The organism is Kitasatospora sp. NPDC056181, from assembly GCF_042266225.1.
Classification (GTDB): Bacteria; Actinomycetota; Actinomycetes; order Streptomycetales; family Streptomycetaceae; genus Kitasatospora.
Genome location: NZ_JBHJUK010000006.1, coordinates 1 through 14,620, shown reverse-complemented (window position 1 = coordinate 14,620; position 14,620 = coordinate 1). Strand labels below are relative to the sequence as shown.

At 74.5% G+C, this 14,620-nt stretch carries 15 protein-coding genes; 11 read left to right on the top strand and 4 right to left on the bottom strand.

What is annotated here, in order from left to right:
- Nucleotides 1-144: 144 nt before the first annotated feature.
- Nucleotides 145-930 (top strand): hypothetical protein, encoded by a 786-nt coding sequence (locus ACFC1F_RS04505; RefSeq protein ID WP_376155597.1) that lies wholly within the window; start codon nucleotides 145-147, stop codon nucleotides 928-930.
- Between the two features lie 33 nt (nucleotides 931-963).
- Here the strand turns inward: ACFC1F_RS04505 and ACFC1F_RS04500 are convergent, their stop codons facing one another.
- Nucleotides 964-2,331 (bottom strand): nitrous oxide reductase family maturation protein NosD, encoded by a 1,368-nt coding sequence (locus tag ACFC1F_RS04500; RefSeq protein ID WP_376155595.1) that lies wholly within the window; start codon nucleotides 2,329-2,331, stop codon nucleotides 964-966.
- A 40-nt stretch (nucleotides 2,332-2,371) separates the two neighbouring features.
- Here ACFC1F_RS04500 and ACFC1F_RS04495 point away from each other — a divergent pair, with 40 nt between their 5' ends.
- Complete coding sequence (locus ACFC1F_RS04495; RefSeq protein WP_376155594.1) at nucleotides 2,372-3,586, top strand: Dyp-type peroxidase; 1,215 nt, start codon at nucleotides 2,372-2,374, stop codon at nucleotides 3,584-3,586.
- A gap of 142 nt (nucleotides 3,587-3,728) precedes the next feature.
- The gene (locus ACFC1F_RS04490; protein ID WP_209414970.1) at nucleotides 3,729-4,355 is read left to right on the top strand and encodes a class I SAM-dependent methyltransferase; all 627 of its coding nucleotides are present in this window, start codon (nucleotides 3,729-3,731) and stop codon (nucleotides 4,353-4,355) included.
- A gap of 123 nt (nucleotides 4,356-4,478) precedes the next feature.
- On the opposite strand, the gene ACFC1F_RS04485 is transcribed toward ACFC1F_RS04490, so the two are convergent.
- On the bottom strand, nucleotides 4,479-4,880 hold the full coding sequence (locus ACFC1F_RS04485) for a hypothetical protein (RefSeq protein WP_209414971.1): 402 nt from the start codon (nucleotides 4,878-4,880) through the stop codon (nucleotides 4,479-4,481).
- 307 nt (nucleotides 4,881-5,187) lie between these two features.
- Between ACFC1F_RS04485 and ACFC1F_RS04480 the strand changes: the two genes are divergently transcribed.
- Nucleotides 5,188-5,478 (top strand): hypothetical protein, encoded by a 291-nt coding sequence (locus tag ACFC1F_RS04480; protein WP_376155591.1) that lies wholly within the window; start codon nucleotides 5,188-5,190, stop codon nucleotides 5,476-5,478.
- Nucleotides 5,479-5,592: 114 nt separating this feature from the next.
- On the opposite strand, the gene ACFC1F_RS04475 is transcribed toward ACFC1F_RS04480, so the two are convergent.
- Nucleotides 5,593-6,600 (bottom strand): alpha/beta hydrolase, encoded by a 1,008-nt coding sequence (locus ACFC1F_RS04475; RefSeq protein ID WP_376155589.1) that lies wholly within the window; start codon nucleotides 6,598-6,600, stop codon nucleotides 5,593-5,595.
- A gap of 121 nt (nucleotides 6,601-6,721) precedes the next feature.
- Nucleotides 6,722-7,378, bottom strand: coding sequence for a TetR family transcriptional regulator (locus ACFC1F_RS04470; RefSeq protein ID WP_376155587.1), 657 nt, complete (start codon nucleotides 7,376-7,378; stop codon nucleotides 6,722-6,724).
- 238 nt (nucleotides 7,379-7,616) lie between these two features.
- On the opposite strand from ACFC1F_RS04470, the gene ACFC1F_RS04465 reads away from it, so the two are divergent.
- The 7 genes from ACFC1F_RS04465 (at nucleotide 7,617) to ACFC1F_RS04435 (ending at nucleotide 14,547) form a co-directional block, all read left to right on the top strand.
- Entirely contained in the window at nucleotides 7,617-8,177 is a 561-nt protein-coding gene (locus ACFC1F_RS04465) for an RNA polymerase sigma factor (RefSeq protein ID WP_174315578.1), read from the top strand.
- Nucleotides 8,174-9,019 (top strand): zf-HC2 domain-containing protein, encoded by an 846-nt coding sequence (locus ACFC1F_RS04460; protein ID WP_376155585.1) that lies wholly within the window; start codon nucleotides 8,174-8,176, stop codon nucleotides 9,017-9,019. Before ACFC1F_RS04465 ends, ACFC1F_RS04460 begins: the two co-directional genes overlap by 4 nt.
- A 32-nt stretch (nucleotides 9,020-9,051) precedes the next feature.
- The gene (locus ACFC1F_RS04455) at nucleotides 9,052-9,861 is read left to right on the top strand and encodes an ABC transporter ATP-binding protein (RefSeq protein WP_376155584.1); all 810 of its coding nucleotides are present in this window, start codon (nucleotides 9,052-9,054) and stop codon (nucleotides 9,859-9,861) included.
- Nucleotides 9,858-11,258: a hypothetical protein gene (locus ACFC1F_RS04450; RefSeq protein ID WP_376155583.1), complete on the top strand. Its 1,401-nt coding sequence runs from the start codon at nucleotides 9,858-9,860 to the stop codon at nucleotides 11,256-11,258. Before ACFC1F_RS04455 ends, ACFC1F_RS04450 begins: the two co-directional genes overlap by 4 nt.
- Nucleotides 11,255-11,821 (top strand): hypothetical protein, encoded by a 567-nt coding sequence (locus tag ACFC1F_RS04445; protein WP_209414977.1) that lies wholly within the window; start codon nucleotides 11,255-11,257, stop codon nucleotides 11,819-11,821. Before ACFC1F_RS04450 ends, ACFC1F_RS04445 begins: the two co-directional genes overlap by 4 nt.
- 318 nt (nucleotides 11,822-12,139) lie before the next feature.
- Complete coding sequence (locus ACFC1F_RS04440; protein WP_376155581.1) at nucleotides 12,140-13,603, top strand: uracil-xanthine permease family protein; 1,464 nt, start codon at nucleotides 12,140-12,142, stop codon at nucleotides 13,601-13,603.
- A 212-nt stretch (nucleotides 13,604-13,815) separates the two neighbouring features.
- The gene (locus ACFC1F_RS04435; protein ID WP_245205473.1) at nucleotides 13,816-14,547 is read left to right on the top strand and encodes a heparin lyase I family protein; all 732 of its coding nucleotides are present in this window, start codon (nucleotides 13,816-13,818) and stop codon (nucleotides 14,545-14,547) included.
- Nucleotides 14,548-14,620 lie beyond the last annotated feature (73 nt).

The following is a 14,620-nucleotide window of genomic DNA, read 5'->3' as shown; positions in this document are numbered from 1 at the left end:
GGGGCCGGGGCGGGCGCCGCCGCGCCGGCCCCACCCCGCCCCGCCCCCCCCCCGGGGGGGCGGGCCCGGGGGGGGGGGGCCCCCCCCCGCCGCCCCCCCCCCCCCCCCGACCGTTGTGACCGACCGAGGAGAGAAGGCAACGGCATGGCCCGGAAGACGAAGACCGACGGCCGTGGGCCGCGTCGGACCCTCTGGCTCAGGACACTGGCCGCGGTGGCGGTCTGCGGCCTCGCGGTCGGCGGACTGGCCGCCTACCGGACCGTCTCCGACGAGACCTCGGAGCGGCCGGTGACCGGCGACGAGGCGTCACGGCTGGCCCTGTCGCGGCTGAACCTGTACCAGGCCGCTCCGGTGGCGGTGGTGCTCACGGCGGCGGAGGGCGGCGGCGTACAGGTCAGGGTCGAGGGGATCGTGGACCACCGCACCCGCCGGGGTGCGGGCCGCTACCAGGTCACCGGGGCGAACGGCCCGCTCGACCACGGTCTGATCGTCTGGGACGCCGGCGGCCTGGGCCTGGCCCCCGCGCCCGAGGGCGACGCCGGGCCGCCCTGGCAGCAGGCCGAGCGCGTCCCCCGGGCGGGCTGGTCGCCGCGCCAGTACACGGCGGATCCGCTGGACGCCGGGCTCCGGTTGATGGTCCAGCTCGGCGCGGACCGGCCCGACAACCCGCTGCTGCTCGCCCAGTCGGGTGCGCGTTGGCTCGGCCGGGACCGGATCGACGGCCGGGACTACGACCGGTTCGCCGGACCGCGTGCCCAGGGAGCCGCGCCCGACACCGGGCGCTCGCCGCTGACGTACTGGGTCGACGGCGAGGGCACGCTGCGGCGGGTGACGATGCGGATGGCGGACCTGGGCACCCCGACGACCGTGGAGTTCTCCGGGCGCAACGGCGACGCGAAGCTGCCCGAGGCGCCGTGGCTCACGGGGTGACGGCGGAGGTGACCCGAGGCGGTGTCCCGGTGCTCAGCCCACCTTCTGGGGGGCGTCGGCGGGATCGGCGGGGAGCCGGTAGGCGTTCGGGTCGACGGCTCCCGGCAGGTCGGTGGCCGGGCGGCCGGGAGCCGTCGGGTCGGGCAGCGAGGGCTGCGCGGGCGGGGCCTGCACCTGGCTGAAGGGGATGCCGGGTGGCGCCTGGACCGGGGCCGTGCGGCCGGCGGCCAGCGGCCCGCGCCCCTGGACGCCGCACCCGGCCAGCGTCTCCAGGCCGTCGGGGCTCTGGACGGTGGGCCGGTTGTCGGTGAAGCAGTTGCCCGGGTCGGCGGAGGCCAGGACGAGGTCGGCGCCGTTGCCGTCCGTGCGGTTGCCCTCGACGCGGTTGCCGCTCGCCGGGTGACCCGGCGGATCGGTGACGAGCACCCCGGCGGCGCGGTTGCCCCGGACGAGGTTGCGGAGCACCTGGTTCGCCGTTCCGCCGCCGATCCCGATCCCGATCCCGAAACCCCCGTCCGCCTGTTCCGGGGTGTCGGCGGCGTTGTTGTCGGCCACGACGTTGCCCGCGATCACCGCGCCGTGCTGGGGTGCGAGGGCCTCCAGGTCGTTGGAGTTCACCGTGACGCCGACCCGGTTGCCGACCACGCGGTTGCCCAGCACCGACAGCCCGTCCGAGGCGTTGGTCAGCTCGATGCCGACCGCGTTGCGCTCCACCGTGTTGCCGCGCACCACGGTGTCGCACGGCTTGCACTGGCCGACGTAGATGCCGGAGTCGGCCTGCCCGGAGGCGTAGGAGTCCTCGATCACGCCGCCGCGGGCGTCGAAGGCGTAGATGCCGTACAGGCCGTTGTCGTAGGCCGTCACCCGGGTCGCCCGGAAGCCCTGGACGACCGGGAAGCGGGCGGTGTCCAGCGGGTCGTACGCGGACCCGCCCGCGCCGTGCTGCTGCAGCTTCTCGTCGGTGACCCCGGTGAACAGGACTCCGTTGGCGAGGTACCCGTGGACGGTGAGGTTCTCCACCACCGAGCCCGGGCCGGTGACGGTGACGCCGTTGACGAGCCGCAGCCCCCCGTCGAGGACCACGGAGTTGCGGTCCGTCCCGCGCAGGACGATGCGGGCCTTGGCCACGCGTACGCTCTCGCGGTAGACACCCGGGCCGACCAGCACCGTCTCGCCCTCCCGGGCGACGTCCACGGCCTTCTGGATGGTGGGGAAGTCCTCCGGCACCCGGAGCACGCTCCCGGCCGGGTGCTCCGCGTCCGCGGAGCCCGAACCGCCGGAGGAGCACCCGGCGGCTGCCAGGGCGACCGACACGACCAGGGCAGGCAGGCGTCGCAGGGCGGCCGCCCGGAACGCCGGCGGCCGGGCGGCCGCCGAGGTCAACGGATCGTCAGAAGGCATGATTTGCATGGCAAGTGTTCTATCGTCTCCAATAGGGCGCATGCCTACCGAACCGGAAAACGCGCAGCCGTCGACCGGGCCCGCCGTGACCGGTGTCGGGCGGCGGAGGGCACTGCTCGCCGCCGGAGGGGTCCTCGCCGCCGGGATCGGCGCGGCGGTCGGCGAACTGGCGGGCGGCGACCGCACGTCCGGCCACCGCGGCGCCACCGGCGGACCGCCCCCGGAGGCCGCGGTCCCCTTCCACGGTGCCCGGCAGGCCGGGGTGACGTCCCCCCAGCCCGCCGCCACACAGCTGATCGCCTTCGACCTCCCGCAGACCTCCGCCGCCGCGGACCGGGAGGCCCTGCGCGCGCTCCTCGACGCACTCACCCGGACCCTGTCGTCCGCGGCGTCCGACGCGCCGGCCGACCCGCGGTTGCAGGGCGGCGGCACGACCCGGCTCACCTCCCTGGTCGGTGTCGGCCCGGCGCTCGCCACCCGGCTGGGGCTCAACGTCCCGGCCCGGCTGGAGGACCTGCCGCCGTTCCCCGGCGACCGGCTCGACCCGGCGCGCGGCGGCGGCGACCTGCTGCTGCAGGTGTGCGCCGCCGACCACTGGACACTGGCCGTCGTCGCCGAGCTCGCCGGGTCGGCGGCCCGGGCCGCCGGTGCCGCACCGCGCTGGTCGCAATCCGGGTTCCTGCCGCCGACGGCCCCGGGCACCACCCCGCGCAACCTCTTCGGCTTCAAGGACGGCACGGCCAACCCGGACGACGCGGCCGCCCGGCAGTGGGTCTGGGGCCCGCCCGGGCCGCACGAGAACGGCACCGTCCTGGTCTACCGGCGCATCCGCATGGACACCGCCGCCTTCGCGGCCCTCCCCGAGGACCGGAAGAACCTGGCGATGGGCCGGCGGATCGGCGACGGCGCCCCGCTCACCGGCACCGCCGAGCACGACGAGCCGGACATCTACACCAAGAACCCGGACGGCTCCTACGTCATCCCCGCCACCGCTCACGTCCGCCTCACCAGCCCCCGCCTCGACGGCGGCGCCCGGATGCTCCGCCGCGGCTACAGCTACGACGACGGACCGGCCGACCGGGGCCTCCTCTTCTGCGCCTTCGTGCGCGACCCCGCCCAGTTCTCCCGCGTCCAGTCCCGCCTCGCTGCCCGCGACGCCCTGAACCCCCACCTCGAACACACCGCTTCGGCCGTCGCGTACGTCCTCCCGGGCGCCCGGGAGGGCGGCACCCTCGGCGAGGTGCTCTGGGCATGACGCCCGTCGGGCTCCGGGCCTGACGTCCGCTGACCTTCCCCCGGCCCGACGGGCCCGTCGGGCCCCGCGCCGTGCGGCCCGGCCACGGGGTACCGGGCGGACCGGCCCGGTGCCAGACTGGTCCTGAGGGCTGGAGGCCGCCATGGGGTTCTACGCCGATCAGGTGGTGCCGCGGATCGTCAACGTCGTATGCGGGACGAAGGAGGCCGCGCACCTGCGGCGGAGGGTCTGCGAGGGGCTTGAGGGCGATGTCCTGGAGATCGGGTTCGGCTCGGGGCTGAACGTCCCGTTCTATCCGGCGGCCGTGACCCGGGTGACCGCGGTGGACCCCTCCGAGGTGGGCTGGAAGCTGGCGGCCGACCGGTTGGCGGCGACCCCCGTCCCGGTCGAGCGCGGCGGCCTGGACGGTCAGGTGCTGCCGTTCCCGGACCACTGCTTCGACGCGGCGCTGTCGACCTGGACGCTGTGCACCGTCCCGGACGTCGAGGCGGCCCTGCACGAGGTGCGGCGCGTGCTCAGGCCCGGCGGGACGCTGCACTTCGTCGAGCACGGTCTGGCCCCGGAGGGGGACGAGGCCGTGCGCCGCTGGCAGCGGCGCCTCGACCCGTTGGAGCAGCGGTTGTTCGCCGGGTGCCACCTGACCCGTCCGGTCGCCGATCTGCTGACCGGCGCGGGCTTCGTCATCACCGATCTCGACGTGTTCTACGAGAAGGGCGCCCCGAAGCCGATGGGGGCCGACTCCCTCGGGGTCGCCGTCTCGCCCGCCTGAACGGCCCCGGCCGGTGTGCCGGAGCGGTCGGGCGGCGGCCGCCGGAGCAGGCGGTCGGTGGACCGCCTGCCGAACGGACGGCGCCGGGCCGGCCATGGACCCGGCCCGGCGGCGACCCGCCGTCTACGCGGTGGCCTCCCGGTGCGTGCCTGCCGTCAGGGCCCAGATGACGAAGATGTCGATGGCGATCAGGACGATGGCCCAGAAGGGGTAGTAGGGCAGCCACAGGAAGTTGACGATCATGTTCAGCCCTGCGGCGACCACACCGAGGATCCGTGCCCACATCGCGCCGGTGAAGAGCATGAAGCCCGCCACCACGATGAGCAGGCCCAGGATGAGGTGCAGCCAGCCCCAGCCGGTGACGTTGAACTTGTAGACGTAGTTGCCGGTGATGACGTAGCGCTCGTCGTTGACGATGGCGCCGATCCCCTCAAGGACGGCCATCGCCCCGCCGAAGATCATCAGGCAGGCTGCGAAGGTGGTCCAGCCGGTCGCGAACGGCTTCCGGCTGACGTTGCTCGCCATGATCGGGCTCCTTCGGATAGATCCGTCGCCCGTTTCCGTGCGACCCGGTCGGAGATCTCCTCCACCAAGTTCGCACGACCGCGGTACGGCTGCTACTCCGGCGGGTGCCGTCCGGCGCTCCGCCGGCGACGGTGGCTCCGCCGGGGTGGGACGGCCCCGTCGTCGCGCCCGCCGGCCGACTGGGTCCAGTGGCCCCGGTGGGCGGGCCGGTCGGCTGTGGCGGCCGGGTGCGTGCAGGTGCGAGGATCGAGGCGACGCGAAGGAGAGGCGCTTTCCCGCTGCGCCTCGCCGGAGGACGGTGAGAGCGATGGACGAGATCGGCCGAGCAGGGTGGGTGGCCATCGGTGTCGCCGGCATGGCGTTGGCCGGAGCCGCCCATGCCGTGATCGGGGCGGAACACATCATGAAGGAGCTCGTGCGGTCACCGGGGCAGGCGAGCGGTGATTCGAGGTCGGCCGGCCCGGAGGCCCGGGCGGTCAGCGGACCGGGTGGCTGGATCCTGCTCGGCTCCCTGCTCCTCGCGGCCGGGGCCGTCGCCCACGTCGTGGGTGCCACCGGGACGATCGTGAAGGAGATCCTGCACGTAACGGCCCGTTGACCGCAGCGGTGCCGCGCCGGCCCGCCCCGTCACGAACCGGCCCTTCGGTCGACCTCTGGTCTGACGGATCGTCAGAATGCTCCCACTGCACGGCGGTCGGAGCGGCCGCAGCGGTCACGTTCCGGGTCGGGCCGGGACGGTCTTGTCGGTCCCAGGGCGCGTCCGACGGGGCTCCTCCGGGTCGGCCAGGTTCAGGTGGCGGCGGAGGAAGTCCAGGTGCGCCGCCACGGCCTGCTCGTGTGCGGCGAGGAATGGCGCGTAGTGGCCTCCGGGCAGGCGCACCAGTTCGCCGCGCGGGGCCCGGCGGGCGACGCGCTCGGCCGCGGCCGGCAGTGCGGAGTGGTCGTCCTCGCACACGACCACGAGCAGCGGGCAGGCGATGCGCGGCGCGTGCCGTCCCGGCCGGTAGGTGCCCAGGGTGAGCACCGAGCGCGCGGCCACCACCTGGGGCCAGTCCGGGTACCCGGCCTCGGCGCCCAGCGCGCGCACGCCGTCCGGCACGTCCGGCGTGGTCAGCGCCGCGACCTCGCCCGGCCTCCCGCCCAGCGGGATCAGGAGCGGCTCCCGGCCGACCAGGCCGCCCGCCGCGTCGAGCAGGCCCAGGCCGAGCACCCGGAGCGCCGTGCCCTTGTGCTGGAACGCCATCGCGTGGCTCGTCGCGGCCGGCCCGCCCGCGTTCGCCGACTGCGCGACGGCCGCCGCCAGGCGCCGGTCGCGCGCGGCGAGCGCGAAGATGTGGCCGGCCGACGCGGAGAACCCCCAGGCCGCGATCCGGTCGCCGTCGACGCCGGGAAGCGTCCGCGCGTGCTCCACGGCGGCGCTCCAGTCGTCGAGCGCCTCGCGGACGTGTACGACCTGCCGCGGGCTGCCGCCGCTCCCGCCCAGGCGCCGGTAGTCGAACGCGAGCACGCTCAGCCCCGCTGCGTGGAAGCGTGCGGCGAACCGGTCGGTGGCCGGCTCCTTCGTGACCGCGAAGCCCCCGGCCATCACCACGCAAGCGCCGGTGGTGCCCGGATAGTGCCAGGCCGCGAGCTCGACCGGGCCGCTGCGCAGGCGCACGGCGACGCGGGGCGGGGGCGGAGTGGGCCGGCCGGGCTGGAGGGGGACGCCATCGGTGCTCATGCTGACCTCCGGGAACGGAGCGGATCGACCGTGAAGGACCGTCATAAAAAGTGAACCACATGGTTCGCAATTGGTCGACCGCACCGTCGGCCACGGTCCCGGTCGTCGGGATCCGCCCTGGTCAGCCCCTCTCTCCGGCCGCCTCCTCCCGCTCCAGCATCCGCAGGAGCGCCGCGAAGCCGGCCTCGCCCGTGTCCTGCGGCCCGCCGATGCGCCGTTGCACGAGCAATCCGCGCAGCGCTGCCAGGATCAGCTCGGCGACCTCCTGCCTGCGCCGCTCCTCCCAGTCGGCGGGGCACAGCGCACGCAGCGCCGGCAGGATCGAGGACGTCGCGTCCAGGGCGAGCGAACCGTGCCGCTCCGGGTCGTACATGGCCAGGCCCAGCGCCTGGTCCAGGGCGCGCGCCCCCTCGTCCGGACCGGACAGCAGCGGCCAGATCGCGCGTACCCGCTCGGCCAGGCTCGTCGGCGCGGCCCGCCCCGCCGCGAGCCCGCGGTCGACCCGCCGGGCGCGAAGCCGTTCCACGGCCTCCCGCAAAAGGTCCTCCGCGCTCGGGAAGTGGTAGAGCAGGACCTTGTGCGTCGTGCCCGCCGCCTTCGCCGCGCGCCGTAGCGAGAAGCCGACCAGGCCCTGCTCGGCGATGTCGGCGGTGACCAGCTTCAACAGCTCCTCCCGGCGCGCCTGCCCGCGCGGGGAGCTTGCCGAACGGCGGTACCCCGGGGCCGCGGCGGACTGCTCCGGCGCGTCCGGCCCGGTGTCGACGTGATCGTTTCGCATGCCACCAGCTTCCTGGATCGGGCCCCGCCCCCACCAGCGTGCCGGCGGCGCCACCGCATTCGCCGCGACGTGCGGCCCCGCGCGGCCGTGGTCCGGTGGGCGTCCGGATTGGGGGAGCCCCGACTCCCCGGCACCTGCCGCGAGGTCGCCCCCGGGGTCGCGTCGGCCGGGGTCGACGACTGTGACGCAGGTCACGGCGGACGGAGAACCTGCGCGCCGCATCCGGCGTCTGGCTGGTGTGAGATCACGCAGGAGAGCACTGGACGAGCTGGACGAGGAACGCCTCGTCAAGCTGGTGGCCAGGGGCGACCGAGGGGCGTTCGACGAGTTGTACCGGCGCACGTCGCCGTGGCTGGCGGTGCGGTTGCGCCGCCGCTGCGCCGACGAGCAGATCGTCGCCGAGGTCATGCAGGAGACCTATCTGGCGGTGTGGCGCGCGGCCGACGCGTTCGCCGGGAGCGCGGTCGGCGGGACGGCCGTCGGGTGGTTGTGGACGATCGCGGCGCGCCGCCTCGTCGACGCCTTCCGGCGCCGCGCCCACCACGCCGAACCGCCGGTCGCCGCCGCCGAGCGGGCGGTGGTGCCCGCGGCGGAGGAGGAGGCACTCGCCGGGACCGTCGGCGGCGACGTCGGCGACGCCCTGCGGCGACTGGCCCCGGAACTCCGCGAGGTACTGCAGGCCACGGTGCTCGACGGGCTCTCCGTCCGGGAGACCGCCGTCCTGCTCAGACTGCCCGAAGGCACGGTCAAGACCCGCGCCCGCCGGGCCCGGATCGCGATGCGGGAGGCGCTGGCATGAGCGAGCGGATCGTCAGGAGCGGGGAACACCCGTCGAGGCGGCTGATCGACGACTACGCACGTGGTGACGCGGCGATGGCCGCGGACACGGTGTGGGCCCTGGAGGCCCACCTGGAGACGTGCGCGCCGTGCCGGAGCGACCTGGCGGCCTCCGTGGCCACGGAGGCTCCCGACCTCACCGCGCTCCTCGGCACCGTCCGGGCCGGTCTCGAACCGCAACTGGACGCGGCCGTCAGGGCGCCCTCGCGGCGGTACCGCCCGAGGTGGGTCTCGACCTGGCTGACGCCGGTCATGGCCCCGTGGCTGGCCATGACCGGCATCGTCACCCTGGCGGCGCTGCTGCTGGACGCGATCGCGTCGCCGCCGTTCTTCGGCGGCGCGTCCCCCCTGGTGCCGATCGCGCCCGTGCTGCCGCTGTTCGGCGTCGCCGCGTCGTGGTCGCGCGGCCTGGACCCGGCGTACGAACTGACGGCCTCGACCGCCCGCTCCGGCCTGCCCCTGCTCCTCCGGCGCACCACGGCGGTCCTCGCGGTGGTCCTGCCCGGGCTCCTGGTGGGGGGATGGCTGAGCGGGACCATGACGGCCGCGCAGTGGCTGCTGCCCTCCCTGGCCTTCACCTCCACCGCCCTGGCGTTGGGCAGCGTGGTCGGTGTGACCCGCGCCGCCACCGGGCTGGCGGTCGCGTGGGGCGTCGTCGTCGTGACACCCGCCTGGGCCACCGGCCGCGTCCCCCTCGCCCTGGAGCTCGTCCTGGAGTCCGACCGGCTGCCCCTGTGGGGACTGCTCCTCGCACTCGGCACCGGCGCCGTGATCGCCCGCAGGAACGCGTACTCAACGCTGTGAAACCACCACCGACCCTCGGAAGGGACCATTGCATGCCGCTCAAAACGAGCGTGGCCGACACCGCGCCGAAGACCTACGCCTGGGAGATCCGGGCCGCCGGCCTGAGAGTCCGCGTCGGCCGGAAGAAGATGGCCGTCGACGGGCTCGACCTCTCCCTGGGCATCGGCACCCACGGCCTCCTGGGGCCCAACGGAGCCGGTAAGACCACCCTGATCCGCACCCTGGCCACCGTGCTGCGCCCCACCGAGGGTGAACTGGAGCTGCTCGGCACCGCCGCCGGCGGGCTGGCCGACCACCGGGCCCTGCGTCGCCGGATCGGCTACCTGCCGCAGGACTTCGGCTACTACAAGCGCTTCACGGTGCGTGAGTTCGTCGAGTACATGGCCTGGTTGAAGGAGGTGCCGAAGGCGGAGGTCCCCGCGGCCGTCCAGCGGGCCGTGGAACGGGTGGGTCTGGCGGACCGCGCCGACCACCGGATGAAGACCCTGTCCGGCGGCATGGTGCGGCGGGCCGGCATCGCCCAGGCCATCGTCAACGACCCCGCGGTGCTGCTCCTGGACGAGCCGACGGCCGGCCTGGACCCGGCGCAGCGACTGCGCTTCCGCGAACTGCTGCAGGAACTGGGCCGGGACACCTGCGTGGTCGTCTCCACCCACCTGGTCGAGGACGTCGCGGCCGCCTGCTCCGACGTGGTGCTCTTCGCCGACGGCCGCCTCGTCTTCCAGGGCACGCCCGAGCAGCTGGCCGCGGCGGGCGGGACCGAGCACCCGGGCGACAGCCCGCTGGAGCGCGGCTACTCGGCGCTGCTCAGCGACTCCGGCCGTCCGGGAGGCAACTGGTGAACGGACGTGTCCTGCGCATCGAACTGAAGCGCTCCGTCGCCCCGTGGGCCGGTGTCGTCGTCCTGGGCGGCAGCCTGGCGGTCTTCTGCCTGATCGACGGGATCTGGTGGAGGGGCACCGCGGGGTGGACGGCCCAGTGGACCACCATGGCCATGTGGACCCGGTACCTGCTGGCCTTCTGGTGGCCGCTCGTGGTGGGCATGGGGGCGGTGTACGGGCTGCGCGAGTCCCGCTCGCGGACGGCCGAGCTGCTGGCGACCACGCCGCTGCCGGCCTGGCGCCGTGCGGCGGTGCCGACCGGTGCGATCGCGCTCGCGCTGGCGTCGGGCTTCGGGCTCCTGATCCTCGTGGGCGGAGTCCAGGTGGCCCTCGGCCGGACCACCTACACGGCGCTCGGCTGGCTGCCGATCTCGCTCGTGGCGGCCCTGGCCCTCGTTGCGGGGGCCGTGTTCGGCATGGGCGTGGCGCGGGCCCTGCCCTCCGTGCTCACCCCGCCGGCCCTCGTGGTGCTGTTCCTCATGATGACGGGCCTCCTCCTGCGGCAGGGCGGTGACGGGGAAGTGCCGGCGGGCATCGCGCCGAACCGGCTCGCCCAGCTGTCCCCGACGGTCGTGGAGCCGCGGGAGATGCTGCTGACCCTGTCCGGCCGCGTGCACCTCGGCCAGACGCTCTGGCTGCTCGGCCTGCTCGCCACCGGCTTCGTCCTGTTCTCGGCCGTGACCCGCCGGGCCCGGTTGCTCGGGGTGGTCCCCGTCCTGGTCGGCGCGGCCCTGGCCCTGCTGGTCCTGCCGGCCGCTGCCCGCGACACCTACGTCGTCGACAAGGCCGCCGCCGCCCCGGTCTGCGACGGGCCGGTGTGCGTGACGCAGGCGAACCGCTCACGCCTGCCCGAGCTCGCGCTGCGCAGCACGGAGGCGCTGCGCGTGCTGCGCGGCGTCCTGGGCGACCAGGCACCGAACACGGTGCGGGAGGACACCAGGCTGCGCGCGCTCGGCGGGGACCGCGAGCTCTCCGGCGACGTGGTGCTGGTCGACTTCGACGAGCGGCTGTTCGCTGAGGCGAAGGGTGAGGCACTGACCCGCGCACTGATCTCCCAGGGGCTGGCACCGAACTGCCACGGGTACAGCGACCGGGAGGGCGGGGGGAGCGACGACGTCGCCCTCCAGAGCATCGCCGTGAGCTGGGCGCTCCACGACTCCCAGCTCCGACCACTGCAGGAGAGGGGCACCGACGTGTACTCGGAGAAGACCTGGGCGGACGCCGACGCGGCCTGGCAGAAGCTGTCGGCGGTGTCAGCGGCCGAGCAGCGCTCCCGGATCGTCCAGCTGCGGGCCGGCGCCCTCTCCTGTTCGCGGCACGGTCAGTTCCTGCTGCTGGCGGGGGAGGCGGCCCGATGAGGTGGCTGACCCTGTACGCCCGTTCACGGCAGGTGCCCGGCTCGGCCGCCGCGATCGCGCTGGTCTCGCTGGCGCTGTGGGTGCTGCACAGCCCGGGCCCGATGGACCTGGGAACGGCAGTCCTCGTCCTCACCGCGAACGTGGCGGCCGCCTCGGCCGGGCTCGGCGGGTGGGACGTCGCGCTGGAGCGGACGGCGGCGATCCGGTGGATGCCCCGCCGGGCGGCGCACGTGCTGCTGATCGGTGCGGCCGCCGGCCTGGCCCTGCTGACCGTCCAGACGGTGGGCGTGGAGCTCGCCCCCACCGCGGTCGTCGTCCGGGACAGCGCGGGCCTGGTCGGCCTGGCCGCGCTCGGGGCGGCGCTGTTCGGGGCCCAGTTCGCGTGGACCCCGCCGACCGCGTGGCTCGCGGTCACGCTCCTCGTCCCGGTTCCGGACGGCAGGGTGGGAGAGGTGGTCCACTGGATGCTCTTTCCCTCGGGTACGTCGGCGTCCGCCGCGATCGCGTGGGCCCTGTTGGCGACCGGCACGGTGGCGTACGCCGTGGCAGGACCGAGGCGGTAGTCCGCCACCGCGTCATGGCGTCCGGCGGTACGGGCGGTCCGGCACCGGACCGCCCGTACCGCCGTACGTCGGACGCCGTGCCGGACCGCCCGCCGGACCGCTCGTCGGGCGGGCCTTGAGGCCGGCCGGTCCGGCCACCGCTGGTGCTCAGGGTGGCCGGCGCTGCGGGATCCGTCCGCCCCTGACGCGGCCTCACTCCGCCCGCGCCGCATGCGTGCGCAGGCCGGGAGCCGGGGGGCGGTGGCGTACGGGGGATCCGGTGGCCCGGAGAATGGTGCGGAAGGTTCCACCCGAAGTACAGAGAAAGCGATCTCCCCCATGGATCTCGGCGTGCGCTGGAAGCTGCACGGTGACGGGCGGACGCCCGCACCGGGAGCGGTCGTCCGCCCCGACGAACGACTCTCCTGGCCCCGAACGGCGGGGCTCGGCGCCCAGCACGTGGTGGCGATGTTCGGCGCGAGCTTCGTGGCGCCCGTGCTGATGGGGCTCGACCCCAACCTGGCGATCATGATGTCCGGCGTCGCGACCGTCATCTTCCTGCTGGCGACCCGCGGTCAGGTGCCCAGCTACCTCGGCTGCTCGCTGTCCTTCGTCGGTGTGGCCGCGGTGATCCGGGCTCAGGGCGGCACCAGTGCGACGGTCACCGGTGCCGTGTTCGTGGTGGGTGTGGCGCTGTTCCTGGTGGGCCTCGCCGTCCAGCGGTTCGGGGCGCGGATCATCCACGCGGCGATGCCGCCGATCGTCACCGGCGCCGTCGTCATGCTGATCGGCTTCAACCTCGCGCCCGTCACCGCCTCGACCTACTGGCCGCAGGACCAGTGGACGGCGCTGCTGGTGATGCTGTTCACCGGGCTGGCGGTGGTGTGCCTGCGCGGCTTCTGGTCGCGCGTGGCGATCTTCCTCGGGCTGCTCTTCGGCTACGGGATCTCGTGGCTGCTCGACCGGGTCTTCGGGAAGATCCACTCGGTGGACGCGAGCGGGCACGCCACCGACCACTGGCGCTTGGACCTGTCGGGCGTCGGCCAGGCGGACTGGCTCGGCCTGCCCGCCTTCCACGGCCCCTCCTTCCAGTGGTCCGCGATCCTGGTGGCCCTGCCCGTGGTGATCGCGCTGGTCGCGGAGAACGCCGGGCACGTCAAGGCCGTGGGGGAGATGACCGGCCGGACGCTGGACGACAAGCTCGGTACCGCGATCTCCGCGGACGGCGTCGGCTCCATGCTCTCGACCGCGCTCGGAGGCCCGCCGAACACCACGTACTCCGAGAACATCGGCGTCATGGCGGCCACCCGCGTGTACTCCACCGCCGCCTACTGGGCCGCGGCCGGCTTCGCGCTGCTGTTCGGCATCTGCCCGAAGTTCGGCGCCGTCGTGGCCGCGATCCCCGGCGGGGTGCTCGGCGGCATCACCGTCATCCTGTACGGCATGATCGGCCTGCTCGGCGCGCAGATCTGGATCAGGTCCGACGTGGACCTGCGCAACCCGCTGAACCTGGTGCCGGCCGCCGCGGGCATCATCATCGGCATCGGCAACGTCACCCTGAAGTTCACCGACACCTTCAGTCTCAGCGGCATCGCGCTGGGCACCCTGGTCGTCATCACCGGCTACCACGTGCTGCGGGCGCTGGCCCCCGCGCACCTCAAGACGGAGGAGCCGCTGCTGGACGCGGGCACCTCCTCCTACGACGTGGACGACGCCGACGACGGGGGCGACGTGGACGCCGGGAACTCCGGGAAGTCCGGGGACTCCGGGGAACCGGGCGGGGCGGAGCGGCGCACCCGGTAGCGGTACGCCCGGCGGGGGTGGTGCGGTACGCCCGGGGCGTCCGCACAGCCCCCGCCGCGGTGCCCCCGGCCGGCCGGGGGACGTGCCCGAAAGGGCCGCTGCGGGCCGGCCCGCTTGGCCCGACGGCCCGTCAGGTGGTCGAATCGCTCCGTGCGTCCCGGCCGACCGGCCCGGGCGGCGTCCTTTCCGGCCACTCATCCCCAGGGAGACGCATGTCGTTCCTGTCCCGCTACCGCAAGACCGCCGTCGGCCTCATGGCCCTCACCACGTTCGCGATCTCCTGCGGCTCGGCCACCGCCAGCAGCTCCGCCGCCGCGGCGGGCAAGGTCCTGTGGACCCCGAGCACCAGCAAGGGAGCGTCCTCCTTCGCCGCCGTCCAGTGCGCCGCGGGCGGCTTCGGCGTCGTCAAGGACTCCGTCAAGGGCAGTGTGTGGCGGGCGTTCCAGGCCGCGGGGGAGGAGCGCTGCGAGACGGTCGGCCCCGACCTGAAGGAGGGCGACACCTTCTACCTCGGCTGGTCGTCCAAGGTGGACATCAAGGACTCGAACAGCCGTTACGTCTTCCAGCTCAAGTGCTCGCCGAGCACGGACACGGCGAACCACCCGATCGAGATCGACGCGACGACCGGGCGGATCCGCCTCCAGGAGTGGGACGTCGACCACGTCGCGCACCAGCTGTGGACCGCGCCGACCGCCAACAACCAGTGGCACTCGTACGCGCTGAAGATCCGCCTGGGCCGCACCAACGGCACCATCGACTTCTGGTTCGACGGTGTGAAGCAGACCTTCACCACCGGCTCGGGCACCTTCAAGGGCACCACCTGGGACGGCGACCGCAACTACCTCAAGTGGGGCTCCTACCACCCCTCCTCGGGGGACGCGACGAACACCTTCACCAGCCCGGTCATGGCGACCACCCTGGAGGCGGCCACCGCCGGCTCGTGAGGGCCCGGCGGACCGGCCGGGCCTGCTGCTCCCCGTCCCCAGGGGCCTCGGGAGGACCCGACCGGGCCGGCCC